31 protein-coding genes, 2 pseudogenes and 1 riboswitch are annotated in these 23,305 nt (G+C 61.8%); of the genes and pseudogenes, 19 read left to right on the forward strand and 14 right to left on the reverse strand.

What is annotated here, in order from left to right; genetic code table 11:
* Window positions 1-82: 82 nt before the first annotated feature.
* The 7 genes from FHT75_RS07865 (at window position 83) to FHT75_RS07895 (ending at window position 5,218) form a co-directional block, all read left to right on the forward strand.
* A complete protein-coding gene (locus FHT75_RS07865; protein WP_183851501.1) occupies window positions 83-337 on the forward strand; it encodes a hypothetical protein in 255 nt (84 codons plus the stop codon).
* Window positions 312-776, forward strand: coding sequence for a lysozyme (locus FHT75_RS07870; RefSeq protein WP_183851502.1), 465 nt, complete (start codon window positions 312-314; stop codon window positions 774-776). Before FHT75_RS07865 ends, FHT75_RS07870 begins: the two co-directional genes overlap by 26 nt.
* On the forward strand, window positions 776-1,135 hold the full coding sequence (locus tag FHT75_RS07875; protein WP_183851503.1) for a hypothetical protein: 360 nt from the start codon (window positions 776-778) through the stop codon (window positions 1,133-1,135). The genes FHT75_RS07870 and FHT75_RS07875 overlap by 1 nt, the downstream gene beginning before the upstream one ends.
* A 292-nt stretch (window positions 1,136-1,427) precedes the next feature.
* Complete coding sequence (locus tag FHT75_RS07880) at window positions 1,428-1,760, forward strand: hypothetical protein (RefSeq protein ID WP_183851504.1); 333 nt, start codon at window positions 1,428-1,430, stop codon at window positions 1,758-1,760.
* The gene (locus FHT75_RS07885; RefSeq protein ID WP_183851505.1) at window positions 1,760-4,318 is read left to right on the forward strand and encodes an FAD-dependent oxidoreductase; all 2,559 of its coding nucleotides are present in this window, start codon (window positions 1,760-1,762) and stop codon (window positions 4,316-4,318) included. The genes FHT75_RS07880 and FHT75_RS07885 overlap by 1 nt, the downstream gene beginning before the upstream one ends.
* A gap of 131 nt (window positions 4,319-4,449) precedes the next feature.
* A complete protein-coding gene (locus FHT75_RS07890) occupies window positions 4,450-4,905 on the forward strand; it encodes a hypothetical protein (protein ID WP_183851506.1) in 456 nt (151 codons plus the stop codon).
* The gene (locus FHT75_RS07895; RefSeq protein ID WP_183851507.1) at window positions 4,889-5,218 is read left to right on the forward strand and encodes a hypothetical protein; all 330 of its coding nucleotides are present in this window, start codon (window positions 4,889-4,891) and stop codon (window positions 5,216-5,218) included. The genes FHT75_RS07890 and FHT75_RS07895 overlap by 17 nt, the downstream gene beginning before the upstream one ends.
* A 209-nt stretch (window positions 5,219-5,427) precedes the next feature.
* Here FHT75_RS07895 and FHT75_RS07900 read toward each other — a convergent pair whose 3' ends face one another.
* Window positions 5,428-5,658, reverse strand: coding sequence for a hypothetical protein (locus FHT75_RS07900; protein WP_183851508.1), 231 nt, complete (start codon window positions 5,656-5,658; stop codon window positions 5,428-5,430).
* 454 nt (window positions 5,659-6,112) lie between these two features.
* Window positions 6,113-6,190, forward strand: a riboswitch (ZMP/ZTP riboswitch).
* A 21-nt stretch (window positions 6,191-6,211) separates the two neighbouring features.
* Between FHT75_RS07900 and FHT75_RS07905 the strand changes: the two genes are divergently transcribed.
* Complete coding sequence (locus tag FHT75_RS07905; protein ID WP_183844699.1) at window positions 6,212-7,504, forward strand: bifunctional folylpolyglutamate synthase/dihydrofolate synthase; 1,293 nt, start codon at window positions 6,212-6,214, stop codon at window positions 7,502-7,504.
* 85 nt (window positions 7,505-7,589) lie between these two features.
* Here the strand turns inward: FHT75_RS07905 and FHT75_RS07910 are convergent.
* From FHT75_RS07910 to FHT75_RS07920, 3 genes and pseudogenes are all read right to left on the reverse strand, one after another.
* Window positions 7,590-9,177 (reverse strand): annotated as a pseudogene (locus FHT75_RS07910) (hypothetical protein).
* Window positions 9,178-9,401: 224 nt separating this feature from the next.
* A complete protein-coding gene (locus FHT75_RS07915; protein ID WP_183844698.1) occupies window positions 9,402-10,421 on the reverse strand; it encodes a LuxR family transcriptional regulator in 1,020 nt (339 codons plus the stop codon).
* Between the two features lie 9 nt (window positions 10,422-10,430).
* Complete coding sequence (locus FHT75_RS07920; RefSeq protein WP_183844697.1) at window positions 10,431-10,619, reverse strand: hypothetical protein; 189 nt, start codon at window positions 10,617-10,619, stop codon at window positions 10,431-10,433.
* 183 nt (window positions 10,620-10,802) lie between these two features.
* Between FHT75_RS07920 and FHT75_RS07925 the strand changes: the two genes are divergently transcribed.
* A complete protein-coding gene (locus tag FHT75_RS07925; RefSeq protein WP_018069182.1) occupies window positions 10,803-11,042 on the forward strand; it encodes a DUF982 domain-containing protein in 240 nt (79 codons plus the stop codon).
* A 29-nt stretch (window positions 11,043-11,071) separates the two neighbouring features.
* Here the strand turns inward: FHT75_RS07925 and FHT75_RS07930 are convergent.
* From FHT75_RS07930 to FHT75_RS07940, 3 genes and pseudogenes are all read right to left on the reverse strand, one after another.
* Window positions 11,072-11,293 (reverse strand): annotated as a pseudogene (locus FHT75_RS07930) (hypothetical protein); the annotation flags it as partial.
* The gene (locus FHT75_RS07935; protein ID WP_047614030.1) at window positions 11,290-11,529 is read right to left on the reverse strand and encodes a hypothetical protein; all 240 of its coding nucleotides are present in this window, start codon (window positions 11,527-11,529) and stop codon (window positions 11,290-11,292) included. The gene FHT75_RS07935 and the pseudogene FHT75_RS07930, both read right to left, overlap by 4 nt.
* An 11-nt stretch (window positions 11,530-11,540) precedes the next feature.
* The gene (locus FHT75_RS07940) at window positions 11,541-11,804 is read right to left on the reverse strand and encodes a hypothetical protein (RefSeq protein WP_097542798.1); all 264 of its coding nucleotides are present in this window, start codon (window positions 11,802-11,804) and stop codon (window positions 11,541-11,543) included.
* A gap of 453 nt (window positions 11,805-12,257) precedes the next feature.
* On the opposite strand from FHT75_RS07940, the gene FHT75_RS07945 reads away from it, so the two are divergent.
* Window positions 12,258-12,575, forward strand: coding sequence for a hypothetical protein (locus FHT75_RS07945; RefSeq protein ID WP_245294614.1), 318 nt, complete (start codon window positions 12,258-12,260; stop codon window positions 12,573-12,575).
* Window positions 12,576-12,676: 101 nt separating this feature from the next.
* Here the strand turns inward: FHT75_RS07945 and FHT75_RS07950 are convergent, their stop codons facing one another.
* Window positions 12,677-13,324, reverse strand: coding sequence for a S24 family peptidase (locus FHT75_RS07950; RefSeq protein WP_007627142.1), 648 nt, complete (start codon window positions 13,322-13,324; stop codon window positions 12,677-12,679).
* Between the two features lie 140 nt (window positions 13,325-13,464).
* On the opposite strand from FHT75_RS07950, the gene FHT75_RS07955 reads away from it, so the two are divergent.
* From FHT75_RS07955 to FHT75_RS07990, 8 genes are all read left to right on the forward strand, one after another.
* Entirely contained in the window at window positions 13,465-13,656 is a 192-nt protein-coding gene (locus FHT75_RS07955) for a hypothetical protein (protein ID WP_063476531.1), read from the forward strand.
* On the forward strand, window positions 13,653-13,838 hold the full coding sequence (locus tag FHT75_RS07960) for a hypothetical protein (RefSeq protein ID WP_183844696.1): 186 nt from the start codon (window positions 13,653-13,655) through the stop codon (window positions 13,836-13,838). Before FHT75_RS07955 ends, FHT75_RS07960 begins: the two co-directional genes overlap by 4 nt.
* A gap of 235 nt (window positions 13,839-14,073) precedes the next feature.
* Window positions 14,074-14,352 carry an RNA polymerase subunit sigma-70 gene (locus tag FHT75_RS07965; RefSeq protein WP_097542922.1) on the forward strand — a complete coding sequence of 93 codons (279 nt, stop codon included), beginning with the start codon at window positions 14,074-14,076 and terminating at the stop codon, window positions 14,350-14,352.
* A gap of 32 nt (window positions 14,353-14,384) precedes the next feature.
* Window positions 14,385-14,750, forward strand: coding sequence for a hypothetical protein (locus FHT75_RS07970; protein ID WP_063476533.1), 366 nt, complete (start codon window positions 14,385-14,387; stop codon window positions 14,748-14,750).
* Window positions 14,716-15,111: a hypothetical protein gene (locus FHT75_RS07975; protein ID WP_183844695.1), complete on the forward strand. Its 396-nt coding sequence runs from the start codon at window positions 14,716-14,718 to the stop codon at window positions 15,109-15,111. Before FHT75_RS07970 ends, FHT75_RS07975 begins: the two co-directional genes overlap by 35 nt.
* Complete coding sequence (locus tag FHT75_RS07980; protein WP_063476535.1) at window positions 15,108-15,407, forward strand: GcrA cell cycle regulator; 300 nt, start codon at window positions 15,108-15,110, stop codon at window positions 15,405-15,407. Before FHT75_RS07975 ends, FHT75_RS07980 begins: the two co-directional genes overlap by 4 nt.
* The gene (locus tag FHT75_RS07985) at window positions 15,404-15,601 is read left to right on the forward strand and encodes a response regulator transcription factor (protein WP_063476536.1); all 198 of its coding nucleotides are present in this window, start codon (window positions 15,404-15,406) and stop codon (window positions 15,599-15,601) included. The genes FHT75_RS07980 and FHT75_RS07985 overlap by 4 nt, the downstream gene beginning before the upstream one ends.
* Before the next feature lie 13 nt (window positions 15,602-15,614).
* On the forward strand, window positions 15,615-16,208 hold the full coding sequence (locus FHT75_RS07990; protein ID WP_063476537.1) for a hypothetical protein: 594 nt from the start codon (window positions 15,615-15,617) through the stop codon (window positions 16,206-16,208).
* 385 nt (window positions 16,209-16,593) lie between these two features.
* On the opposite strand, the gene FHT75_RS07995 is transcribed toward FHT75_RS07990, so the two are convergent.
* The 4 genes from FHT75_RS07995 to FHT75_RS08010 form a co-directional block, all read right to left on the reverse strand.
* Window positions 16,594-16,827, reverse strand: a complete 234-nt coding sequence (locus FHT75_RS07995; RefSeq protein WP_063476538.1) for a hypothetical protein — start codon at window positions 16,825-16,827, stop codon at window positions 16,594-16,596.
* Between the two features lie 196 nt (window positions 16,828-17,023).
* Window positions 17,024-18,133 (reverse strand): sulfite oxidase, encoded by a 1,110-nt coding sequence (locus FHT75_RS08000; protein ID WP_063476539.1) that lies wholly within the window; start codon window positions 18,131-18,133, stop codon window positions 17,024-17,026.
* A 285-nt stretch (window positions 18,134-18,418) separates the two neighbouring features.
* Entirely contained in the window at window positions 18,419-19,114 is a 696-nt protein-coding gene (locus FHT75_RS08005; RefSeq protein WP_063476540.1) for a class I SAM-dependent methyltransferase, read from the reverse strand.
* A 41-nt stretch (window positions 19,115-19,155) separates the two neighbouring features.
* Entirely contained in the window at window positions 19,156-19,470 is a 315-nt protein-coding gene (locus FHT75_RS08010) for a hypothetical protein (RefSeq protein ID WP_063476541.1), read from the reverse strand.
* Window positions 19,471-19,960: 490 nt separating this feature from the next.
* On the opposite strand from FHT75_RS08010, the gene FHT75_RS08015 reads away from it, so the two are divergent.
* On the forward strand, window positions 19,961-20,764 hold the full coding sequence (locus FHT75_RS08015) for a glycosyltransferase family 25 protein (RefSeq protein ID WP_063476542.1): 804 nt from the start codon (window positions 19,961-19,963) through the stop codon (window positions 20,762-20,764).
* Between the two features lie 108 nt (window positions 20,765-20,872).
* Here the strand turns inward: FHT75_RS08015 and FHT75_RS08020 are convergent, their stop codons facing one another.
* The gene (locus FHT75_RS08020) at window positions 20,873-22,273 is read right to left on the reverse strand and encodes a sensor histidine kinase (RefSeq protein ID WP_063476698.1); all 1,401 of its coding nucleotides are present in this window, start codon (window positions 22,271-22,273) and stop codon (window positions 20,873-20,875) included.
* Window positions 22,274-22,331: 58 nt separating this feature from the next.
* A complete protein-coding gene (locus FHT75_RS08025; RefSeq protein WP_063476543.1) occupies window positions 22,332-23,015 on the reverse strand; it encodes a winged helix-turn-helix domain-containing protein in 684 nt (227 codons plus the stop codon).
* Window positions 23,016-23,305: the final 290 nt, after the last annotated feature.

Consider the following 23,305-nt stretch of genomic DNA (forward strand, 5'->3'; position numbering starts at 1 on the left):
ATCCTCTGCGTTTGGTGGCTGAAGGGCTGAATATCTAGCATTGCGCCTCTCTCCAAGCAATGAACAACATCAGGAGTCCCTAATGCTCGTCCACAACTGGCGCGAGGTGCTGAAGCGTGCCTGGTCGGTGCGGTTGATGGCCCTGTCGCTGCTGCTCATCATCCTTGAGCCTATCTATAATTTCGTCGCAGCGACCTGGGTATCGCACAACATCTACATCCAACTCGGCATGCAGATGGTGACCGGCCTTCTTGCCGCGGCGGCGATCGTCGCCCGCATCTTTTTTCAGCGAAAAATATCAGGAGACCTCAATGGCAAACCGCCTGCAGAAGGGTAGTGCCGCTGCGGCCATGGCCGTGGCGCTCGTCGGATCGTTCGAGGGCTTGCGGCAGAACGCCTATCCCGATCCGGCCACTCAAGGCCAGCCGTGGACGATCTGCTACGGCAGCACCAACGGCGTGAAGCCGGGTGACCGCAAGAGCGTCGAGCAGTGCAAGGCGCTGCTCTCGCTCGAACTTCAGGCTTATGCTGCCGGCATTGACGGTTGCGTGAAGGTCCCGCTGCCGGATCCTCGTTTCGTGGCGCTCACGTCGTTTGCCTACAATGTCGGCATCAAGGCTGCCTGCGGCTCGAGCGCAGTAAAGCTCATCAACCAGGGCAAGACGGCCGAGGGCTGCGAGGCGCTTCTGAAGTGGAACCGCGCCGCCGGGATTGTCTTTCCCGGCCTCACCCGGCGCCGGCAGAAGGAACGTCAGTTCTGTCTCGAGGGGATCTGATGTTTGGCCTTTCCAAGCCCGTCGTCGCCGGCCTCGCCGCGCTGCTCATGGTGCTGGCACTGGCGGCCATCGTGCTGCTCGGCGTCCGGGAGATCCGCTCCATGGTCGACGAGGCGGCGGTGCGCGGCAAGGCGCTCTCCGACGCGGAATGGAGTGCAAAGGTCGAAAAGGCCAATGCCGAGGCGAATAGGCGGATTGCCGACCAGGCGAGTGCCGTCGTCGAGATCCAGGCGGCGGCGACCGATCGCGTCAATGCCGCTTCCCAGCAGCTCGAGGAATTGAGGAAGAGAAATGCGGCCCTCCCTGATGGCAATGCTACTGGCCTTTCCCGCGATCGCGTCCGGATGCTCCCTGACTGACAGGCCGGAACCCGTCGTCATTACCCGGACTGTCAAGCCGATCCTGCCGCCCGAATGCCGTAAGGAGACGCCGCCGCTTTCGCCGAAACCTGACCGGGGCATGTCGCAGCAGGAGATCTTCGACAATTGGTCGGCCGACCGCACGGCGCGAAACATCGGCGAAGAGCGCCGCAAGGCATGCGTGACCGCGGTCGACGCGACGAAGTGAAATCAAACATCTGACGCGCAGTCCTGCGCCGCCAGCCCGGCGGCGATCGAAACTTCATCCTGTCACTCACGAAAGGAAATGACCATGGCACTTTCAGGGCTTCATGTCGCTTGGGGTTATGCCGGCGGCGACGGCTACAACAGCGCGAAGCAGGCGATCTTCATCGACGGCCAGCGCAGCGAGACGCTGGCGTCCGCCGGCTCGACGACGCAGGGTGCGCAGGGTGGCGGCCATCGTCGACCGATGGCGCGCGTCCGCGCCTCGGCTGACTCCTGGGTGGCCTTCGGCAAATCGCCGGATGCCTCGCAGGCGGTCGGCTCGACGCCCGACACGACCAGGTTCTATGTGCCGGCAGATGGTGACGATCATGATTTCTATGTCAACGCCGGCGACAAGATCGCCTGGGTCGCCGCATAATGGGCGGCCTCGCGAAATCGGTGCGGCTTCGTCGTTCGTTGGCGAAGCTGCCAGGGCTGGCTGGCGGCACCCCGTCACAGGGCGGTGGTGGCTCTCCATCTCTTCCGACCTTCGTTTTTCAGGCGGAGACGGATGCACTCAACGCCGCAAAGACGGCAGCCGGCATACCGATGTCCTATGCGCAGAAGCTGGCCTTCGACGAGGTCATCACGCGCATCAAGGGCGTCGGCGTCAGTATGTCGAACGCAAAGGGGCTGTACACCCCGGATACGCCGACAGAGATCAACTCGCGCGTCAACAAGTTCCACCCAGGAACGAACGATCTGACCCTGACGGGTGCGGGTACGCCGACATACACCGCGAACGACAGATGGGGTGGCTGGTCGTCGACCACGAAATACAACACCGGCATCGGCCTCCAGTCCTTCGCCCAAGGCCAGTTCACGATCTTCTACTACAGCCGGACAGCAACCGGGGCCGCCAGCGGCGACTTCGGGGCGCAGACGGCAGGCGGCGACGGCATCGGGGCGAACATCCGAGATGCCAGCAACAAGTTCAACGCCCGCCTGCAGGCGGCAAATTATGCCTCAGCGGCAACTAATATAACCCCTGGCCAGGGCATGTATAGCATTCGGCCCAACAAGCTCGATACCTTCGGCATCACGCGCGAGGCGCCCAGCGTCACCTATGTCGCCCCTGCCACCAACCCGACAATCCATCTTGGTGGCATCAATGGCGGCGCGGTATCGGCCCACGACTGTGGCCTCTTCGCCATCTTCGATATCACCTTGAGTGATGCGCAGTGCATGGAGATCAGCGCCGCGCTGCTGGACTACTATCTGAAAATCCGCTTCGGCATGGTCAGATACTATCAGGCCGGCAAGGCGCCCACGACAGTCAACTGCGACGTCTTGGTTTATGGCGCAGACCCGGCGGCAATTGCTTCGGCAAGGGCGGCCAAGGAAGAAGGCAAGGACGCCATTCTCGTTCTTGACTCACTTGCTAAAACCGAATGGGATATCGGCGGCATGCCCACGAACGGGCTGGCTTATATCGATAGCTATGCGTTCACTGCCTGCAAAGGGTTCTATCGCGACCTCACATCGTGGGTGAACAGCACCATCATCAATCGTGCGGATAGCAACACGCAAACCGGAAACTCCGTCGAGTGCTGGCAGTTTGTCCAGGGCATCAGGCGCTGCCTTGACCCGACGCGAACGAACGGAACGCTGATCCTTGGGATGGATATCCCCGTCTACTTCTCGACGGGTATCGCCTCCATCACGGCGAATGGAACCAAGGATACGGCGGTCGTCACGAACGACGGACGAACGTTTACCGCCAAGGAGTTCATCGCGGCCGACTACGACGGCGAGTATATCCATATGTCGCCGGGCATCCCGACAATTACGGGCAGCGAGGCGGCGGGGTCTGGTTCCGAAGCGAACAACGGCTACAAAGGCTCCAGCGCCCTCAGCAAGCCCTATGGTTCGGACATCAGCCCGTACATTGTAGACGGCAATCCGGCCTCCGGTCTGCTGCCGGATATCCAGGGCGAAATGCCACTTCCCGGCTTGACCGTCGATGGCCCCGATCCATCCATCCAGAGCATGAACTACCGCTTGGCGATGACGAACGATCCGGCGCGCAGAGTGCCCGTCACCACGATCGACCCGCATCGCAACTACAACGCGCTCCGCTACGAGACAGCGGCGCGCGCCTACGTCCTAAATCCGAGCGTCACGATCGGCAACCCTGCCAACACGCAGACCATCCTGCAGTTCGCTGTTGGCGGCACGACCGACAAGATGGACGTGAACAATGGTTCTGGCGGCCTATCCACCGACTTGCCCGGCAGCGGCTACCGGTACGCCACCGCAGCGAATGCGGCAGCGCGACAGGCAGTCATCGACGATCTCCGCGATTATCAGCTCGGCTGGTTCTGGTGGCATTCCAACTCCGCCGATATCCGTATTCCATCCACGTTGGTCACGCAGTTCCAAGCGTTCGGCCTGGACGCCCATAATTTCCTGAACCCCGGTCCCACAGGTCTGCTGTTCTGGCCGAACCGGCCCTATCAGCGTGATCCGATCTGGAGGCTCAAGAACACCGGCTACGTCTCCACGGCGCAGGACTACTGCAAGACGGACGGCTCCGCGCTCAGAGACGACAGGACGGTGGCCGTCACTTCGTATGACTGTGATAAGCACCCGCCATGGAAAGTCGTCTCTGGTGGGTTGCTCTATACACAGGGTGCCGTTCCGGGCGGCCTTGTGGCCGGTGCGGATAAGATTGCCCCCATCCCCCTGGCGGCAATCGTTCCGGACGCCTCGGTCAAGACGAATGTCATCGTCCCATGGGCTTCCTCGTCGACTGCCCTTTGCTGGTATATGGAGCGCCTGGAGTTGACCGGGGCCCTGAAGGGCACCGCCGCTGGGTATATGGCGTCCATGGCGATCGACGGGAATATCAACGTCCAGGATGTCGACTACCCGACATTGCGGGCGAAGATCCTGGCAAGTTACGTCAACCACCCGATCTTGCCGCAGGTGGCTTGATCAACCAAGCGACCGGCCGACCCGCTGCGAACGGGGCGACCGGTTTCTCGCATCCCTCGGACACCGAGTCCCTATTATCAAGTGATGGGATGGAGCAATCGTGCCCGACGAACCTTCCGACTAGGGTTAAGATGACATCACCAACCTATATTGGGCCGGGTATCTGGATACGCATCCAGCATCGCTTCGGCCCGCGCATGATGGAGTGGTTCATGGCCTTTCATACGGCCATGTGGGGCTTCGTCCTGCTGCTGCCCGGAAATTCATTCGAGCAGCCAGCCTGGATCGGGTTCCGTGCCGTGTTTCAGAACGACGACACGCTCGGATGGGGCATGGTCCTTATGGGAGCGCTTCGCATCGTTGGCTTAATCGTCAACGGGGCTAGAAAGAATGTTACGCCAGTCATCCGGCAGGCGTCCGCAGGCATTGGCTGCCTTATCTGGGTAGGCATATCGTATTGCTACGCATCCTCCAATGTCATGAGCACATGGCTTGCCATCTATCCACTTTTCGCAATTGGCGAGCTTGTCAATATTCATCGCGCTGCTCATGACCAGGGGGAAATACGGAATGGAAAAACTCGCTGACCTCCCGACGCCGGCGCTCATCGTTTTCGGTGCCACCCTCGCCGTCATCTTCGCGGCTCGATACTTCGGCCTGATGAATGGCGAGCGCACTGGTCCGGTCAACAGCCCGGCCGCAGCGCAAGTCGCGACGATCATTGTCGATCCTACTGCGCTCAATCGACTGACGGATCAAGCGTTCCGGCTGAACGAAAATCTCGAAGATATGACGGCGATCGCGAAAGAGCGGGTGCGCGTTGATGGGCTCATGGCCACCGAACTTGATCGCATTCGTGAGGAGCTGCGCATCCAGCGGGAACTGGCGAGGCGCAGCTGAGGCTTCAACTTTGGCTGTCTCGCATGGCATTCCAGGCCGAGGCGGCCCGCCAGGCCTGATGTTCGCATTGGTTGCCGCCTTCGCGAAAAAACGGCGCCGTCTTCACGGTGACTTTCCTCTTGCATTTCGGACAGGATACGACCGAGGTCGGCCCATAGGCGACGTCTGGCTCGACACCGTGGCATCGGTTGAGGTGCGGCGTGGCGTCGTCAATCGAAAGCGGAAGCATGTGCCGGACGAAGTTTATATCGGAAGTCCGTGCCATCGGACCATAATAATTCCGTTTCATAGAGGGAGCCATCAATTATTACAGATGGCTCCAGAGGGATGCTGGTCAACATTTCGGTAACGATTGCTTTGCTTGATGCGGCAGAAATTAGCCTCAGCGGCATTTTGCCGAGGCCCTCCGCAATGACAGTCAGTTTCTCGTCGTCGGTCATCTCTGGTGGCTCCGCGCGGACCGATTGCGGACCGCTTCGCTGGACATAATTAGAACAGGCGAGAACATATAGAAACCGCCGGTCCCGGATTCATTGGGCTTTCCCGAAGCATCCTCCGTTCGGGACGTGGGGGTCGAGTGTTCGAATCACTCCACTCCGACCAGCTAGAAACCCCGCTTCGGCGGGGTTTTTCGTTTGTACGAATCTCAGCCAAAATTCCCCCGGATTCACCGGAGCGAGTTCAACCGCCCGAAATCCCGTCCTTCTCCGGTTATAATCTGCAGGAAAGGTATAACCGAAGCGCGGCTGGCGGAAGCTCGGTGCATCGGCAACGCAAGAATCGAAGTTCGAGCCGATCCCAGGTTTTGAGCTGCGTCTCCATCCAGGTGCCCCAAGCGCAATTTGCGGACCGCACGAGCGCCGCTCTGGATTTCGGACTCATCTATGCTAGCATCGAGGTCTGCGTGACTGGCGATGAAGGTGGATACCACCGGGGAGCGTGGGAATTTGGCCGCTCGCCTGGGCATCTGGATCATTTTTGCGAAGGTGCCCCATGTCGTCCCGCATCGAAAGTGAACGGCTTGCGAATTGTCTAGCCGAACTTGATCAACTCACGAATTGGGAACGCCGCCCGCGCGGCGATATGCGGGTCGATCTGGAGCCGATGCGCGATCTCGCTCACCGGCTTGGCGATCCCCAGAACAGCTTCCGTATCGTCCATGTGGCCGGCACCAAGGGCAAAGGCTCGACTTGCGCCCTGGTCGAGGCGGGTCTTGCGCAGGCGGGCTTCTCCGTCGGGCGGTATGCCTCGCCGCATGTCATGCACATCACCGAGCGCGTCAGCATTGATGGCCGTCCGGTCGGCGAGGAGCGCTTGGCGGACGCGCTTGGGGCAGCGCTGGCGGCATTCAAAGACGCAAGGCGAGAGGCGACAGCCGCGCAGGGAGCAACCTGGTTCGATATCCTGACGGTTTCGGCCTTGCTGATCTTCAGCATGGAAGGCGTGGAGTGGGCCGTTCTCGAAACCGGACTTGGAGGGCGGTGGGACTCGACCAATATCGTTCAAAGCGATGTCGCCGTTATCACCAATATCGATCTCGAGCACACCGAAATCCTCGGCAAAACCCGCGCGGCCATTGCCTTCGAGAAGGCGGGAATCATAAAGCCCGGCACAACGGTCGTCACACTCCTGCCGGAGGCGGATGAGGCAGGCGCCGTCGTATCCGCCCGGGCAGCAGAACTCGGCTGTGCCGTGCGACGCCCCATCGTGCCGGCCGACGCAACGATTGAGCAGCGGAATGTTGCCGTGGCGGGAGCGGTTCTGGATGTCCTCGGAAAAATGGGCGTCATGACAAAGGGCGCAAGCGCGATGTCGGAGCCTCTTGGAGAACAGCTCCTCGATCCCTCGACGATCGAAGCTGCCCGCCTGCCGGGACGGCTCGAAAAAATCGCCGTCGTCACCAGCCACGGCGATAAGGTCAACGTGGTGCTGGACGGCGCGCATGTTCCCTTCAACCTTGCTGCGGTTCTGAGCGACCTCTCGCAGGAAGAAAAGTACCGCGCTCCGTGCATTGCCGTCGTGTCAATTGCGGAAGACAAGGACGCGGCAGGCTTGCTATCGACGATGACGCGCCACGACATGTCGATCATCTTCACCACCGTCGGCGCCAGATCGCGTTCGCCGGAACAGCTGAAGACGATTGCAGACAGCCTCGGGCTGCTGAGCATCGTCGTGCCGGACCCGCTCGAGGCCTATCAAGAAGCACTGGCCGGCGCCGCGGAATCGGGCGCATGGGTTCTCGTGACGGGATCGCTCTATCTCGTCGGCATTATCCGTGCGGCGTGAGGCCGAGCGGGTGTGAATGACTCCGACCGGAACGCGGTGGAGAAGAAGCCGCCGCCGCTGGAACGTGCGGCGCTATGCTGCGATCTCAGCCGCCGACTGTGATTTCACCATCCGCAACACGTTTGACAAATATCTTCAGACCTTCATGCCTCAGTTTCTTCCAACCGCCGTCGGAAACCATTGATTTAGCCAGATCGGCAAACCCGGTCGTGAGGTAGGGAACCTGCGATGCCGGTCGTTTGCCGAGCGCTTGAATCAAGCAGTCAGTTCTTGGTGGGGACGAGAATGAGTTTCCTGAACGTTTCATGCCGATCTCCAAATGATCTGTGCCATCTGGAAATCTGATCGTCCCATAGCCGCACTTGGCCGCGGCATTCACTTCGGCCTTGGAGAGATTGTCTTGCAGAAGAAATGACAGCTGGCTGAAAGTGTTGTCGGTGTAGTCGAACTGACCCAGTACGATGAAGTCCAGCTCGTTCTGCCCCTTCTTGGCGCCTTTGATCTTGCCATAGAAGTTGGAATTCACCTTAGTGTCCTTGCCTGTCTTCATGGCAAGCATTTCGCCCAGCTTGATATAGGTCCTCGGTTTTGACGAAACGTTTTCGGTACCAGCCGCGGCGTCGCCTGAAGGCAGACTGGCGGTCTCCGGCTTGGCATAGGCGTCAGCGAAGGCTCGCAGTGTCGTGAGATTGAGCGCTTGGGGAAGCGAACCGCTCTCGAACTTGCGGCAAGAGAGAGCGGCTTGCCGTGTTGCCTTGTCAGGCTTGCCCTCAACATTCCCTGGCTTGCAGCCCAAATGAGCCAGTTGCTGCTGCAACGTCTTGAGCAAAACTGCTTGTTCGGCGGAATAGGCGCTGACACCGCGGGTCACACTGACATTGCGGACATCGATGCCGATACCATCCGGCTGCACCACGTCAAACTGGGACGTATGATGGTCATAGTTCTTCCATTCATTGCCCCAACCCATCATCACCGGGCCGAGAATGAAGTTGAATGATTTTGGGTCGCGGTTTGATTGCGGCTCGCACTCGTTCGATTCCCAGCAATGCGGAGCCTGGTTGGTTGCTTCGCCTTCGGCGGCGTAGATCACCTTGTTGTCGCAGCTTGCCGTAACCCATCCGCTGTCATCGTTTGCCCATCGGATTTTCAGCGAGAATGTCGCCCATTTGCCGAAATCTTCCGGTTTTTGGCACTGGCGGGCGAGAAAGTTGACGCCGTTGCGCGTGTCGGCCTTCAGCATATAGATGAAATTGTGGATTGCCGGTCCTTCCCAGGACGCGAAACGCAAATGGCTGTCCCAGCCGTCGGGATAAAAGCCATTTGCGGAGTTGTTGTGCCAGCCTTTGTAGGCAAAAGTCGGATCGAGCCGGAAATCAAACTTGTATTCGACGCTTTCGCCAACCCTCATGTCTCGCGTATAGCGAATCGTGGAGCGGACGTTGCCATTGCGGCAATCATTTTCGCCGCGTCCATCTCCATAGTCGACATTGGAACACTGACGGTCGAATATCTCAAACCGGGTCACGCCGTCCTTGACCTCCGGTCTGACCGATCCGTTGAACTTGTGGCGCTCAAAACCTTTGGGGGAGCGGATCGGCAGTCGCTGCTGCGTGGGTCGCAAAAACCATAAGCGCGCCAACCGCCAGTCCAACTATAGGATTTTTCAGCATAGCCCCTCCTCCAAATTGGACTCCAACCATATCACGATCTCTTTTGGAGGGTCGGGTTTAGATCAGGTTCAGATCGATGCGGATGCAATTAGCGACGACACCCAAGTCCAACACGGAATTCTGGACGAGCAAGTTCGAGAAGACCGTATCGCCTGATCGGCGCATCATGGCCGAGATCGAAAGGTTGGGTTGGTGGGGATGCCACACAGGGCCGGCGGTCGAGGCTATGTGCTCGGAGCCCCAGCGCTCAGCAGCGCCCGTACCAATGCCGCCTGGTTGCGTACGCCGGTTTTGTCGAAGATGCGCTGTAGCTGGGTGCGCAACGTGTTGACACTGACCCCGAGCAGATCGGCGGCGGCTGCGAGATCGTGGCCATCGACGATCAGGCGGGCAAGCCGGGTCTGCGCCGGCGAGAGGCCGAAGACCTCCCGCGCGCTCGCGATCCGGCGCACCACAGTCTCGGCGTCGTCGAAGGAGACCAGCGCCTTGCCGTCCTCGAGCAGAACCCAGCAGTGGAGCGGAATCCCGGCCGCGTCTTCGCCAAGCGCCACCGCCCAGGCCTGCTTCGGCGCGATGTTCAGCGGCCTCTGGCTCTGCAGCTCGCGGAACGCCAGGCGCACCGCCTCCCGCAGTGCTGCGTCGTGTTCGCGCTGCCGGGCACGCAGGCGGCCGGCGGCGGCGACGAGCCCGGGATGGCCGTGCATCCGCTCCCGCGCCAGCCGGTTCGTCCAGAGGATCCTGGCATCCGTGTCGACCTCGATCAGCGGGCAGTTCGCCTCCTCGACGCTGCTCTCCATCATCACCATGCAGCCGATCTTCCAGGCGCCGTCGATCCGCTGGAGGATCCGCAGCTGGCGCTTGCGATCTTCGCCGGTGTCGCTGCCGATCTGATCGAAGGTCATCCAGGCCATGTTGCCGTCGACGACGATGTTGACCTTTTCCCAGCGGACGCGCTCCGAAAAGGCATATTTCTCCGGGAATCGCTCGACGATCTTCCTGATCCGCGCGGCGATCGGGTCCCAGCCTTCGTCCACCCGGACGCCGAGCGAGGCGAAATATTCCATCCGCCGGGTCTGCGGCGACTGCACCCAGTGGCTCGCCAGCGCCTCGAAGTCCCGCTGCAGCCAGGCCTCGGTTTCGGCGCGGATCACGGCCATGATCGCCGCCCGGTCAGCCTCGCTGTCGTCCATCGCGCGGTCCCCCACAACGGATCGCAGCATAGCATGATCGCTCTGTCGGAGCATGACGGCACCTCATGTGTGGATGACGCCGGCCAGCAGCAGCGTCAGGCCGGCGGTCGCGGCAGTCAGCCCGAGTAGCCGAAGCCTCAGGCACGGCAGGGTGATCTGATTTCGGTAGTATCGGTCCTCGGCCGCGGCGCCCATCGGCGTGGGCCGGCGGCGGTTTGGCATGTGCGCGGCGACGAGACTCTGAAGGTCCATTGTGTTGCCTCCCGGTTCGGGCTTCATCTGCCGCATTCTCGCACGCATCCGAGCCAGGCCCTGTCATGCAGACGGAGGACATCGGGCTCGGCGCCCGGCTGGCGAACGAAGAATCATCTCAACCGGAACGAGTCCCGCTGTGATTCGTTGAGTCGCGTATTTCCAGCGTGAGGGGGATGCATCATGAGCAGGCGACGACGGTTCAAGCCGGTGAAGATCACCATCAATGGCAAGGTGAGGACGGTCTATAATGTTGTTCAGGCCGGCAACACTTTGCTGAATGACTGGCCCGAGCAGACGCCGGCGGCGAAGGCTGCCGAACGTCTTGTGCTTGACGTGTTCAATGATGCCGCCGGGCCCGAGCAGGTGCGGCGGGCATTCATTACCGCGGCGAAGGCGAGCGACATCAAGTTCAGCTCCTGATCGGCGGTGTCGGCAAGAGCCCTGGCTAATTTCCATGACACATGCTCCTGGTATCGCAGATCCCGGGTTTTGAACTGTGTCTCCATCCAGCCGGCCGAGATGATCGCCGCGAGGAAACCGAAGGCGAGGCAGGCGATCGCCTGGGTCCGCCACGAGACGAAGCTGAGCGGCGCCGGGGTGACGGGCTTTTGCGCGCAGTCGCCGGGCGGGCAGGCGCAGCCGGAAAAGGCCTTGATCAGGCAATCGCTCATGATGCGCCGCCTTTCACCGTATCGATGGCGGCGAGGATTTTCTGGTGAAGCGGGCAGCCGTGATCGTCGCTGCCGTCGAAAAAGCGTTCGGCCTCCACCAGCGCCTCCAGGAGATCGGGCGCCCCGGCGGTGAAACGGGCCGTGGCGCCGGTCTTTTCGGTTGCTCCGGCCCGTCGGGCGGCGGGACGGGAAGGGCGCTCGGTCGATGGTTCGGATGTGGGATTGGCGGCAGACATCTCCGTTCCCCTCAGGCGTAAAGCTGATCGGTGTCGGTGATGCCCATGATCTCGCGGGCATAGCGGTAGTGCTCCTCGACGCTGGCCGCAGCACCGCGCAGCCAGGACGGGCCGCGGATCGAATGTTCGGGACGGCGCAGGAAGGCAAAGCCGAGGGCGCCCATGCGCTGGGCCTCGTTGGCCATATAGGCGCGGCAGTCGCCCATCGTGCGCGCCGCATTCCAGCGGGCGTCCCGCTTGCTTTCCTCGGTCTCGATCTTGCGAATGTGCTGCATCGCCTGTCCTCTCGCGCCTCTGGTCGGCTTCTGAGGTTAAGGTATTTATTATACCCGATCGCGTCAACGTAAAAAGGTATAAAAAATACCTCATGGATTGACGAGGTACGAATCGTAGGCGTATGTCTGTCGCCAGTGATTGGGCGACCGGGTGCAACTCCCGAGCTGACGAAGCCCAGCGGCGCGGGAAGCGAAAGTCCTTAAGTGCGCTGTCAGAAAATCAGGACGAGGGCGAAGCGAATGGCCCCTCTGGCACGTGTCCCATCCCGGCTCCGGCCTTCAGGACTTGGCCAATGCTCTCCCGGCTTCATGGGCTTTGCTCATGGGGTAGGGGGAAGCTTTGGCCGGAACCCTCCCTCACCAGCCTTCAGGAACCTTCTCCTCCTAAGCTGAAGAGAGAGGAATGAGAATTGAAGTTGGAGTATGAAGCTAGGAGAAAAAAGGAGGCCGGCCATGCGCAGCGACATCGAAATCACCGACGAGGTGATCGAGGCGGGCCTGGCATCACCGAGTTCTACGATCCGTGGGAGGAAAAGCTGCCGACGGATATGTTTCCCGCCGCCATCCGGTCCATCCTGGTGGCGGTGTCGCGAGTGGTGCGCGAACGGCATCCGGAGCTTCCGCAATTTGTGGCTTCAGAGGATGCGTCGTCCCGATATCCCTCGTGATCCCGGCTGGGGATCGGCGAGCTTCGGAGCGAAATCCTACAGGCCGTACATCTCCCGCGCCGCGCTGTATGCCAGGAGAAGCACCGCCGCCGTGACGATGTAGAATCAGATTCTGCCGGCGCGCGATGAAGGGCGGATCATCCTGTTTTTTCTATTGAATTTGATTGATTCGCGGCATCGTTTCCGCGCCTTGCGCTCTCATCCCTACATCTCGATGATCGATCGGCGGACGCGGCCGACGATGGTGACGGCGCCCTGGAATTCCGGCGGCGGCACGTCCTCGTAAGAGGCGGGCTGGAAGGGCGGGTTGTCGTTCGGGCGATAGCGCTTGTAGGTCGCAGCGCCCGTTTCGTCGGCGACGACATAAAGCGCATTCGGCGCCAGGCGCTTGTCGCGCAGATTGACGAAGATGATCGAGCCCGGCGGCGAGATCTTGTTCATCGAATTGCCCTCGACCTCGAGCGCGATCCATTCGCCATCGGGCAGATCGAGGGCGGCGACCGTCGGGAATTCCGAGAAGTCGGTGATCGGCGCCTGCTCGCTGAGCTGGCCGGCGCTGACCCAGGAGATCTTCGGCACATCGGCGACGGAGACCGGCAGCTCATCGGGATCGAGCGCGTTGCCGGTGCCGAACTGCAGCCAGTTGAGATTGACCTTGAAAGCGCGGGCATACTTCTTCGCATCGGCGATGCCGAAGCCGTTGCGGCCGGATTCATGCGCCTTGTAGACATTCGCATTCCAGCCGAACCGATCGACGATCGCCTTCGGCCCGGCAAAGCCAGCATTCTTCCTGGCCATGACGAGGCGCTTTGCGCGTTCTTCGCGTTCAAATTGTTCCTGATCTTTCAACATGATATAAAAAATACCCTAAATTAAGGTACATGTCATGCCCTAATGTGCTTGACATATCGGGTATTAATTGTACCCTAATCGCTATGACAAACACCGACATCATCAACAACGGTCCAGCCTTTCGGACTGGAGGAGACGCCATGAGGTTCACCATTTCCTCGCAAGAGAGGCTCGCCATGGACGTCGTGCCGACCGGCGTCGTCATTCACCGGCCGCAAGGGCCAAGGGGAGGGCGGATGTCCGCGATACCAGTTCGCAACGAGGATATCCCCTTCCTCGCCAAGGCCCTGCAGCAGGTGCTGAACGCCAACCGGGAGGTGGAGTCGCTGTGACCATCTCCACCCCGTCCGCCCGCTACACCGGCTGCCCGCATTGCGGCAAGGCGCTGTCGATCGCCGAGGTGATCGAGCGCCACTGCGAGACTTGCAGCCGGCCGACCAGCCCGAAAGAGCTGCGGGAGATCGCCCCCGGCGCTCTTCCGATCCCCGATCCCGACAGCCTCACTCCTCCCTGATGGCTATCGGTGGCTGGCGTCGTCGCCCTCCCTCGGCGACGCCGGCATCCCGGGCGCGACGATGTCGTGCCCACCGGGCGCGCTCGTGCCCGACCCAGGCGGCGGCCTGGCAGACGACCGGAGCTTTTGCTCCGCAACAGAGCCGGGCTCCGGTCGTCATCCGTGAAAAATCAAAGGCGTTGGCAGCACCCGCTTCGGCGGGAACGGCGAACCGCGTTCGAAGAAGGATCAAGCGATGAGCTTCCAGCTCAAGGCCGCCCCGGCGCAGCAAGGCACCCACATGAACGCGCTCGAGCTCTTCCGCTCCGGCCGGGACTATATCGAAATCGCTGCCATCCTCGGCGTGTCGGTGCCGTCTGTCGAAACCGAGATCCACGCGCTTCGAAGCGCCGAGAAGGGCGACACCGCCCAGCAGGACCATGCCGGCGCGGAGATTCGCCGCTTTCCCCGCCGCCCCCTCAAGCCGGGCACGCCGGTCAATTTCGCCGGCGGCCGACGGCGGGTGCGGGTTTGAAGCCGGCCATCTCAATCGGGAAAGGACATCGCATGGCGAAGGACACAATGAACCAGGAGATCATGGACATCCTCAGCCCGGTGCTGGGGGAGGAGCTGGCAGCGGCGATCATCGAGCATCGCAAACGCACGCTGAAGAAGCCGCTGACGGCTTATGCGGCGAGGATGCAGGCGCGGGAATATCTGGCGACCGGCGACCCGGTCGGCGCCGCCGAGATGCAGATCTTCCGCGGCTGGCAGGCGATCAAATGCGACTGGTACCTCAAGGAGAAGGCGAGGGAAGCCGGGTCGATCAACAGCAGTACGAGAAGGACGACAGTGGATGCCGCAAGAGATTTCCTCTCCGGTGAAGATCATAGCTGGGATGCTTTCGGGTTTCCCGGCATCCGCAGGCACTGATCCCGACATGCAGATCCGCGCCTATCTCGTCGCGATCGAGGGCATTCCGCTGGAGGCGGTCTGGCAGGCGGCCAAACTCTTCATCTGCGGAAAGGTCCGGGATCATAACCGCGCCTTCGCTCCGAGCTGCGCCAGTTTCGCCGAGCAATGCCGCAATCAGCAGGCGGCGATCGAGGCGGAGAGCCGTCCGCGCATGGAGGCCGAGCCGGAGAGGCCGCAGCCGAAGGTCGCCGCCTACAAGATGCAGCTGCTGCGCGACGCCGCCAATGGCAGCCGCAACGCCAAGCGGGAGCTCGCCAGGATGTTCCCCGACAACCCGATCATTGCAAGGGCCGCACGACATGAGGAGGCATTGAGGTGACCATCACATTCTGGACGGAAGACAAGATCGTCAAGGCGGAAAAGCTCTGGAAGGAAGGGCTGTCGGCCAGAGAAATCGCCGTCATGTTCGGCTCGAAGAAGAACACCGTCATCAACATGGCATCCCGCAACCGCGACAGGTTTCCCTCGAGGCAGGACGCCTGGCATCCGCAGCCGAAGGCGGGCCCGCCCGTCCAGCCGATCCGCCACCCCGACCGCGTGACGCGGGTGACCATGTCGGGCGCGCATGTGACGATGCCGCGCGTGCCGTGCATCGATGGGCCTGCAGAGCCATGAGCAAGGTCACCCCACGCGAAACCGAAATCATCCGCTGGATGGCGGCGGGCAAGACAGCAGCCGAGATCGGCACCATTCTCGGCATCTCCCACATCACCGTGAATACGCACATATCAAACGCCAAGGCGCGGCTCGGCGTCTTCAAGGATACGGCGCTGGTCGCCGCGGCACTCAGAAACGGCATCATTCGATAAAAGGACGATCAGCATGGGCGGCAAAGCCACCAAGGTGAAGACAGGACGGGTCAACAAGGGCGCCGGCCGGCCGCGCAAGGAGAATGTCGAGCGTTTTCCCTGCGGCAAGATCAAGCCCTTCGAAACCGAGAAGGAGAATATCAGCGTGGCGATATCGGCCCGCCGCCGCATCCATGGCTTCGGCCGGACGGTCACCGACGAGACGGTCAAGAGCCCCTTTGCCGGCTATACCCTCGGCCGCATCTTCCTCGACGGCCTGATCACCGCCGAGCAGCGCCAGGCCGGCGACGACTATGCCGAGGCCATCGCCCGCTACCACAAGACCACAGGCATCCCGGCCCCGAGCCCGAGGGCGCAATCGCTCTTTGCCGTCAAGGGCCACGAAGGCGAGGTGACCGACACCCACGCCGACCGCGCCCGCAAGGCCAGCAACCGCATGATGGCGCTGCAGGGCATCCTGCTGCGCTGCCCTGATGGACCGCAGGTCAGGAGCACGGTCTATAACGTCACGGTGATGGACTACGACCATTTGCGCCAGATGCCGCCGCAGCAATTGCTGTGGCTGCGCAGGGGTTTGACGGCGTTGCGGGGGGCGAGAGGTGGGTGATGACGGGGCAACGGGCGAAAAAATCGCCCATCTCCCATCCGCCATCGCTGTCCTTGCCGCAGAGCTCACCCCACCCTCCGTCCTCCTCGGGCTTGACCCGAGGATCCACGCCGGCCTCCATCAGCCACGGCCATGGATCCCAGGCTCAAGGCCTGGGATGACGGAGGGCGGGGCGTGTGTTTTCGCCAGAACCGTGCCAATCGAGCCGAAGACCTCAGCCGGATGCCGCTGCCGCTGCTGCTCTTGTGGGCGAGCAGGGGGCTTACGGCGGGGCGAGGGGCGGTTGACGCCGGAATTGTTCGGCCCCGCAGTGTCGCAAATGCCCCGACGTCACGCTGCTCGGCCCGCTGAGGTGATTACAGCCGTCTGCCTTGATGGGAAGGCTTCACGAGGCTGAGAATGTCACCATGACACCGCGCTGCCGAAAGTAGGCCTGCATTCGCTTCCTGCCAGACCGGTTATTCTGCACGAGCCTGGCCGGGTCGAATACGGCCTCTTTTAAACCCGCCCGCGTCAACGCCGCCTTGAGAGTGGCGATATGCGCGTCGATTTCGGCGTTATCAGCCTGGAGCGACTCATAAATGCGGTTTGTTGCATCGGCTACGGTCGGTTCGCTCACTTTGCACTCCTGTTGTCTGTCTGGCTGGCCTGACCGTATTGGGGTGAAACCGGTTCACGTCAATGGGTGACAGTGAATTGGAAGATCTCGTCCGCTTTCGAAGATGAAGCACAGAAGCAGCCCTGCCATCGGGGTTTGCCGTCGAAGCGTCACGGCAACAAAGCGCCAAAAGCCGCCATTCCGCCCCAGCGGGTGATCAGATCACGAATTCCTCCTGGTACGTCTGTGGCTCGGGAACGACCGTAACCTCCACCGGAATGATCCAATTGGCCGCGTAGCTCTCGCAGTCGGAACGTTGGAGCTCGGGCTGCACGCTCCCCGCCCCATCGACAGCGCGACATCGCAGTGTATATCGCCCCACTTCTTCAGGGGTCCACATGTACTCCCACAAGCGCCATGCAAAGGGACGTTCTGTTTCGAGGAGCCTTCCCTCGCGCCAGCCCCTGCCATCTCCGGTGCAGACCTGCACCTGCCGGATAGGAGCCTCTCCGCTCCAGGCGGCTCCAAAAATCCGGTACGGCTGGCCGGCGATGAGCTGCGCCCCCTGGACCGGACGCGCGATCTGCGCTTTGACCTCCATCTCCGCAAGGGGGACCAGCCTGGGTTCCCCGAGGTTGCGCTCCCAACGGAAATAGTCGCGCGCCTGCCAGTAGCCAAGGAACGGTTGCTCCACAACCGTGATATCCGTGATCCACTTGACCCAAGCCATGCCGAACCAGCCACCCACGACCGCGCGCAGCGGGTAGCCGTGATCGCGCGTCAACGGCGCCTCGTTCATCGAATAGGCAAGGATCGTGCTGTCAGCGATGGCCTTCTCAAGCGGTAAACTGCGCGCAAAAGCGATGGGACCGGGAGAAGCCGTTTTCTTGTTCGTGTCGACGACGCCGCTGTCGGCGCCTGCGAGCAGAACCTCACATGCGGTTGGCTTAACGCCTGCCATTTCCAAAATCTCGCGCAGAAGAACACCTGTCCACGCGGCATTGCCGACGGCTCCGTTCTGCCACTGCAACCCCTCCTTCGGCGGCTCATAATAGACGCGCCCGTTCCCTGCACACTCGACGACGGCTGATAAAGTCGTGCTCCGCATCGCCTTGATGCTGTCGAGGTCAAGTTCGATCGGCCGCTCCACCGCCCCGCCAACGCGCAATCTCCAGTCTCGCGCATCGAGGTCCGGCGACGGGAAATGGTTTCGCACGAAGAACTGCTCGGTCGGGATCAGCCAATCGGAGAGCGACGCAAACGGAAACTCGATGTTCGGTGGGGATTTCTGTCGAACTATCAGACTGGGTTGCTGTGGTGTCGGCATCGTCCTCGTCTCCCCTTTGAACGTCGGCTCTAGGTCGCGCAAATTCGGGTGCGATCACACCGCCCCTCGCAGTGCGCCTGTCGCATTCCGCCTTCGGGCCGCATCCTAACACATAGCACGTTCCTCGCATCGACCTCGAACGGCAGCAAAGTGGCGGTAAAGCAGCCTTATCCTTCGATAAGCAAGCCGCCGTCCGGCGGTGCTATTTCAAAGGCAGGAACAGCTCCGCGACCTCGGAGCACCACGCCCGAGAGAGTCAAGAGACCCCGGTACCAGCACCCGTCGTCACGCTTTCACCACCGAGAAGAACAGGAACCGCGGCTTGGTCGTCAGGCTCTGATAGGCCTGCGGAAAAAGCGTGCGGGCTTGCGGGTCGGGCTGGGGCTCGCTGACGATGTCGATCTGAAATCCGGCCGACTTCAGCGCCTCGAACATGGCGTGCAGCGGCCGATGCCAGAAGCGCATGGCGATCTCCCTTCCGCCGCGCTGCCAGGTCTCATCGAAGCTGTAGGTCTCGAAATAATTGTCGCGGCCGGTCGAGGCGTGATCCATGAAGGGATGGTGCGTGGAAAAAACCAGGCGACCGCCTGCCGCGAGCAGCCGGTTGAATTCCGAAAGCGGCCTCGACCAGTCGGGCAGATAATGCATGACCAGCGAGGCAAGGATCAGGTCGAAAGCCTTGTCCTCGAATGGCAAGGGCTCGTTGAGATCAGCGGTCAGCAGGCGCGCGCGCCCTTCCAGGCGACGCTGCGCGATATCAAGCATGCCGGCACTTGCGTCGATCCCGGTCACGACAGCCCCGCGCTCGATCAGCGCTGCCGCATGCGCCCCGCCGCCGCATCCGGCATCGAGCACGGAAAGCCCGGCGGCGTCGCCAACCAGGGCAAGAATAGCCGGCCGCTCGTAATAGGCATTCCAGGCATTGACCTCGTTATCGGCATCATAAGCCGCCGCGAACGCATCATAATCATTCTCGGCCAAGATTTTCCCCTTTTCAGAGACTGTTCGAAGATGCCTGTGCCTCAGAAGTGTGCTCGATCGACCTGCAAATAGGCCGAGATCGCTTCGGCCGTACGCAGGGAAGCGCGATGAACGGCCTCGCTTGGAGGTCCGAGCGCCATAGAATCGGAAATGATGTCATCGAGATAGGCCGCAACCGTTTCGACTGTCGCGCCCTGCAGGATCATGTTGGCGGCCTGAAGGAGATAGGTGTCGTATTCATCGGCTGCGTCGTCTCGCCAGGCTGAATCGTCGAGCTGACGAATTCCGATGGGGTCCCAATGATCCCACCCAATTTTGCGCAGGGCGCGAATGTCGATCTTGACGTGGTCACTCATGCCGCAACTTTTCACGAAAAACGATGCCGACACAACCGGGCCGTATCGGCCAGCTGTTGCCCAGACGTCTCCTCACGCTCCGTCCTCCTCGGGCTTGACCCGAGGATCCACATTCTCGCCTCCATCAGCAGCGGGCCTGGATTCCAGGCTCAAGGCCTGGAATGACGGAGGTTGGGGCCGGTCTCAGCGGGATCCCCGGGAGTCCGTTGCCAAGGGTCAAACGGCGCGGCACGCAGTGGTCGCTGTCGTCATCGAAGGCGCGGTGGTTGTCGGTTCGATCGCGGGAAGGGAGGCGTCCGCTGCGTGCCGCACGAGAGCTGGTAGTGCGGCATTCTTACGCGTCCTTTGCCGGCACTATACCAATCCGTAAGAATGCAGCCCCGGCTGTTCGACCGCCGCACTTTACGAAAATGTATGGTTCGGGCGAGGTCCCCGTGAGGTTTGGAGCGCAGGCTTGGCGCCGTCATTGCCAAGTCGAGGTAGCTCTCTCATGAATATGCGCGCCGCACCTGCCACCCTTATGCCGGCCATTCATCCGGTCAGCCTGCGGGTCAACACCTACCTGATCAATCTCGACCGTGCGCCATTGCGCAGGTTTCGAATGGAGCGCCTGCTGGCAAGCGTCGGCCTTGCCTTCGAGCGTGTGGCGGCGGTCGATGGCGCGGGACTGAGCCTGCCGCATCCGGGCTTCGACGAAGCGGCCTATCTCAGCCGGCACGGCCGCCGGCCGAACCCTTTCGAGATCGGCTGCTATCTCAGCCATGTCGAATGCGCCAGGCGCTTCCTTGCCGACGATGCCGAGTTCGCGCTCATTCTGGAAGACGATCTCGATTTCGATGACGATCTGGCCGAGCTGATCGACGCCGCCCTCGAGCATCAGGCGCGCTGGGACATCCTGCGTCTGTCCACCGTCAGTTCCGGGAAAAAGCACAAGGTGGAGCCGTTGACCGCGTCGCGCTCGCTTGCCATCGCGCTCACCCGCGAGAAGGGGTCCGGCGCCTATCTGATCAATCGCAAGGCGGCCGGGTGGATTGCCGGCGCGCTTCTGCCCATGTGCCTGCCCTATGATCTCGCCTTCGATCTGGAGTTCGATGAGGGGCTGAGCGCCTGCTTCGTTGAGCCGGCGCCGGTGAGCCAAAGGGCGGATCCCTGTTCCCAGATACAGGCAGGACTGTCGACCTACCGGCTTGGCCGCCGCCGGCCATGGAGCGTCCTGCCCTATCGCACGGCCGCTGAAATGCGCCGGTTTGCGCGCCGCTTGCGCCGTCTCGCGGCTTGGAGGGTGAGCGGCTAGAACCGCCCCCCCGGGGATGAGCGGCTAGAACCGCCCCCCCGGGGATGAGCGGTTAGAACCGCTCCCCCGGGGATGAGCGGCTAGAACCGCTCCCCCGGGGATGAGCGGTCAGAACCGCTCCCCCGGCATTAGCGGGAAGCCGATCGAAACGATGAGGCCGGGATGATTGTCCGCCATGGTGATATCAGCCGAATGCAGCTCGGCGATGGCCTTGACGAGGCTGAGCCCGAGGCCGCTTCCCGGTGTCGTGCGGCTCTTGTCGAGCCGGTAGAGACGTCGGAAGACCTTATCCCTTTCGCCGGCGGGAATGCCGGGGCCGCTATCGGCGACCGAGACGATTGCGTGGCCGCCCTGGCGGCGGAGCGAAACCGTGATGTCGGTTCCGGCCGGGCAGTGGTTGATCGCGTTTTCCACCAGGTTGGCGATCATCTGCGTCAACAGATCGCGGTCGCCCCGAATGAGCGCGGGACAGCGCTCCGCGATCGTCAAGGACTGGCGCGCATCTTCCGCGACATCGACATAGACTTCGGAAATCACGGCCAGCACGGCATCGATGTCGGTCGCCTGGAAACGCTCCTTGCGGGCGCCGGCCTCGATCTGGGAAATGCGCAGCAGCGCCTCGAAGGTGGCGTTGATCCGGTCGCTCTCGTGTCTCGCTTCGTCAAGCAGAGCCGAAACATCCGCCTGCCGGTCATTTCCAGCCACTGCGGCATCGAGCGTCAGGCGCAGCCGGTTGAGAGGCGTCTTCAGGTCGTGGGCGATGTCGGCGCTCACCTGCCGCATGCTCTCGACCAAGCGCTGCAGCCGTTCCAGCGCCGCATTGATCTGGAGCGCTACCGTATCGAGATCGTCGCCGTTGCCGCTGATGGCGATACGGGCGTCGAGCGCGCCGTGCGAGACGTCGTTCATCGTGTGGGCGACGCTGTCCAGCCGCGCCTGGGCACGAACGGCAAGAAAGACGCCGCCGCCGATCGCGGTCGCCACGACGATCGCGGCCGCCCATTCGAAGCTCACCAGCACGATCCGCAGCATCTCGTCGACATCGTTGAAGTTTTCCGCCACCACCAGGCTGTAGGGGCCGATGGTCGACACCTGCATCCGATAGCGTTCATGCCCTTTCAGCCCGACATCCCTGGAGGTGACGGTATAGACGCCGTTCGGGATGCGGGGTGCGGCGAAATTGCCGGCAAGTTTGCGCCCGCCTGCATCGGTCAGCGAATAAAGCCCGTCGGAGGTCGATTGGAAGCTCGCATAATTGTTCAGCGTGTTGACCAGATCCTCGGTGTCATTGGGTTCGTAGGTCGAGACGATCAGCGAATTCATCTCGCCCAGCGACTGTTCGAGATCACGCGCAAGGCCGAGGCGCAGCATGTGATAGATGATCGCGCCGCTCAAGATGAAGGCGACGACGAACAGCACGCCGAAGGTGACGGCAAGCCGGAACGGCGTGCTCCTGCGCAGGCTGGAGCATGATGCCGAAAAGTGTGCGCGGTTTTCGGACGACATCATGCTCTTGCTCTTTAGATTGCGAACAGGATTTGAGATTTTCACGCCGATGGGCCTGAAATCATCCTGTTCGAGGCGCATGCAGGCTGTATCCGGTGTTGCGGACGGTGTGCAGAAGCTGGGCCTCGAATGGCTTGTCGACCTTGGCTCTCAGCCGGCTGATATGGGTCTCGACGACGCTGGTCTTCGGATCGAAGTGGAAATCCCAGACCCGTTCCAGCAGCATGGTCTTGGTGATGACCCGGCCTTCGCCGCGCATCAGCACCTCGAGCAGGGTGAATTCGCGCGGCTGCAGCTCGATCATCTGCCCGGCGCGGCGGGCCTCCCGGCGGATCAGATCGAGCTCGAGATCGGCAACCTTCAGCACCGTCCGCTGCTCCTGCACCGGCGGGCGGCGGCCAAGTGCATTGACGCGCGCCAGAAGCTCGGAGAAGGCGAAGGGTTTGACCAGATAATCGTCGCCGCCCGCCTCCAGCCCCTCGACCCGATCGTCGACGCCGCCGATCGACGTCAGGAACAGCGCCGGTGTGCCGACCTTGGCAGCGCGGAGTGAGCGGACGATCGCCAACCCGTCGAGGCCCGGAAGCATGCGATCGACAACGATGACGTCATAGGCCTCGCGCTGCGCCTGAAACAGTCCGTCGCGGCCGTCGCCAAACACGTCACAGACATGCCCTGCCTCGGAGAAGCCCTTGGCGATATAATCGGACGTCTTCGTATCGTCCTCGATAAGCAGGATTCGCATCAGCCCGATTGTTCCCGACTTGCCTGGATGGCGAGATTTAGCCGAGAGGACAGCTTGGCCACAACTTACGGATTGGTAAGGTGATGGGGGAGGGAGCGGCTTCAGACGCAACCGGGCGCCAATGGTTTCCCGCCGTTCCTTGGACGACGGCGACAAGCCGCGCCACGTCAAAGGCCGAAGCGTCCGCAAGAAAGCGGGATGAATGACGATCGTCGACGCCGCCGATCGATGTCAGGAACAGCGGCGATGTGCAACGAAACGCCAGGCGGAAGCCGCCGCCCGCCTATCAA

Source organism: Rhizobium sp. BK112, from assembly GCF_014193215.1.
Classification (GTDB): Bacteria; Pseudomonadota; Alphaproteobacteria; order Rhizobiales; family Rhizobiaceae; genus Rhizobium; species Rhizobium anhuiense.

Bases quoted from the DNA above. Each gene is read 5' to 3' on its own strand.
- FHT75_RS07920 (WP_183844697.1), bottom strand. From the start codon at position 10,619: ATGGACCTTCAGAGTCTCGTCGCCGCGCACATGCCAAACCGCCGCCGG.
- FHT75_RS07945 (WP_245294614.1), top strand. From the start codon at position 12,258: ATGCGCAGCGACATCGAAATCACCGACGAGGTGATCGAGGCGGGCCTG.
- FHT75_RS07940 (WP_097542798.1), bottom strand. From the start codon at position 11,804: ATGCAGCACATTCGCAAGATCGAGACCGAGGAAAGCAAGCGGGACGCC.
- FHT75_RS07970 (WP_063476533.1), top strand. From the start codon at position 14,385: ATGGCGAAGGACACAATGAACCAGGAGATCATGGACATCCTCAGCCCG.
- FHT75_RS07875 (WP_183851503.1), top strand. From the start codon at position 776: ATGTTTGGCCTTTCCAAGCCCGTCGTCGCCGGCCTCGCCGCGCTGCTC.
- FHT75_RS08020 (WP_063476698.1), bottom strand. From the start codon at position 22,273: ATGATGTCGTCCGAAAACCGCGCACACTTTTCGGCATCATGCTCCAGC.
- FHT75_RS07915 (WP_183844698.1), bottom strand. From the start codon at position 10,421: ATGCTCCGACAGAGCGATCATGCTATGCTGCGATCCGTTGTGGGGGAC.
- FHT75_RS07885 (WP_183851505.1), top strand. From the start codon at position 1,760: ATGGGCGGCCTCGCGAAATCGGTGCGGCTTCGTCGTTCGTTGGCGAAG.
- FHT75_RS07950 (WP_007627142.1), bottom strand. From the start codon at position 13,324: ATGTTGAAAGATCAGGAACAATTTGAACGCGAAGAACGCGCAAAGCGC.
- FHT75_RS07905 (WP_183844699.1), top strand. From the start codon at position 6,212: ATGTCGTCCCGCATCGAAAGTGAACGGCTTGCGAATTGTCTAGCCGAA.
- FHT75_RS07925 (WP_018069182.1), top strand. From the start codon at position 10,803: ATGAGCAGGCGACGACGGTTCAAGCCGGTGAAGATCACCATCAATGGC.
- FHT75_RS07890 (WP_183851506.1), top strand. From the start codon at position 4,450: ATGACATCACCAACCTATATTGGGCCGGGTATCTGGATACGCATCCAG.
- FHT75_RS08015 (WP_063476542.1), top strand. From the start codon at position 19,961: ATGAATATGCGCGCCGCACCTGCCACCCTTATGCCGGCCATTCATCCG.
- FHT75_RS07975 (WP_183844695.1), top strand. From the start codon at position 14,716: ATGCTTTCGGGTTTCCCGGCATCCGCAGGCACTGATCCCGACATGCAG.
- FHT75_RS07955 (WP_063476531.1), top strand. From the start codon at position 13,465: ATGAGGTTCACCATTTCCTCGCAAGAGAGGCTCGCCATGGACGTCGTG.
- FHT75_RS07965 (WP_097542922.1), top strand. From the start codon at position 14,074: ATGAGCTTCCAGCTCAAGGCCGCCCCGGCGCAGCAAGGCACCCACATG.
- FHT75_RS07935 (WP_047614030.1), bottom strand. From the start codon at position 11,529: ATGTCTGCCGCCAATCCCACATCCGAACCATCGACCGAGCGCCCTTCC.
- FHT75_RS07870 (WP_183851502.1), top strand. From the start codon at position 312: ATGGCAAACCGCCTGCAGAAGGGTAGTGCCGCTGCGGCCATGGCCGTG.
- FHT75_RS07895 (WP_183851507.1), top strand. From the start codon at position 4,889: ATGGAAAAACTCGCTGACCTCCCGACGCCGGCGCTCATCGTTTTCGGT.
- FHT75_RS08010 (WP_063476541.1), bottom strand. From the start codon at position 19,470: ATGAGTGACCACGTCAAGATCGACATTCGCGCCCTGCGCAAAATTGGG.
- FHT75_RS07900 (WP_183851508.1), bottom strand. From the start codon at position 5,658: ATGACCGACGACGAGAAACTGACTGTCATTGCGGAGGGCCTCGGCAAA.
- FHT75_RS07985 (WP_063476536.1), top strand. From the start codon at position 15,404: ATGAGCAAGGTCACCCCACGCGAAACCGAAATCATCCGCTGGATGGCG.
- FHT75_RS08000 (WP_063476539.1), bottom strand. From the start codon at position 18,133: ATGCCGACACCACAGCAACCCAGTCTGATAGTTCGACAGAAATCCCCA.
- FHT75_RS07880 (WP_183851504.1), top strand. From the start codon at position 1,428: ATGGCACTTTCAGGGCTTCATGTCGCTTGGGGTTATGCCGGCGGCGAC.
- FHT75_RS07990 (WP_063476537.1), top strand. From the start codon at position 15,615: ATGGGCGGCAAAGCCACCAAGGTGAAGACAGGACGGGTCAACAAGGGC.
- FHT75_RS08025 (WP_063476543.1), bottom strand. From the start codon at position 23,015: ATGCGAATCCTGCTTATCGAGGACGATACGAAGACGTCCGATTATATC.
- FHT75_RS07865 (WP_183851501.1), top strand. From the start codon at position 83: ATGCTCGTCCACAACTGGCGCGAGGTGCTGAAGCGTGCCTGGTCGGTG.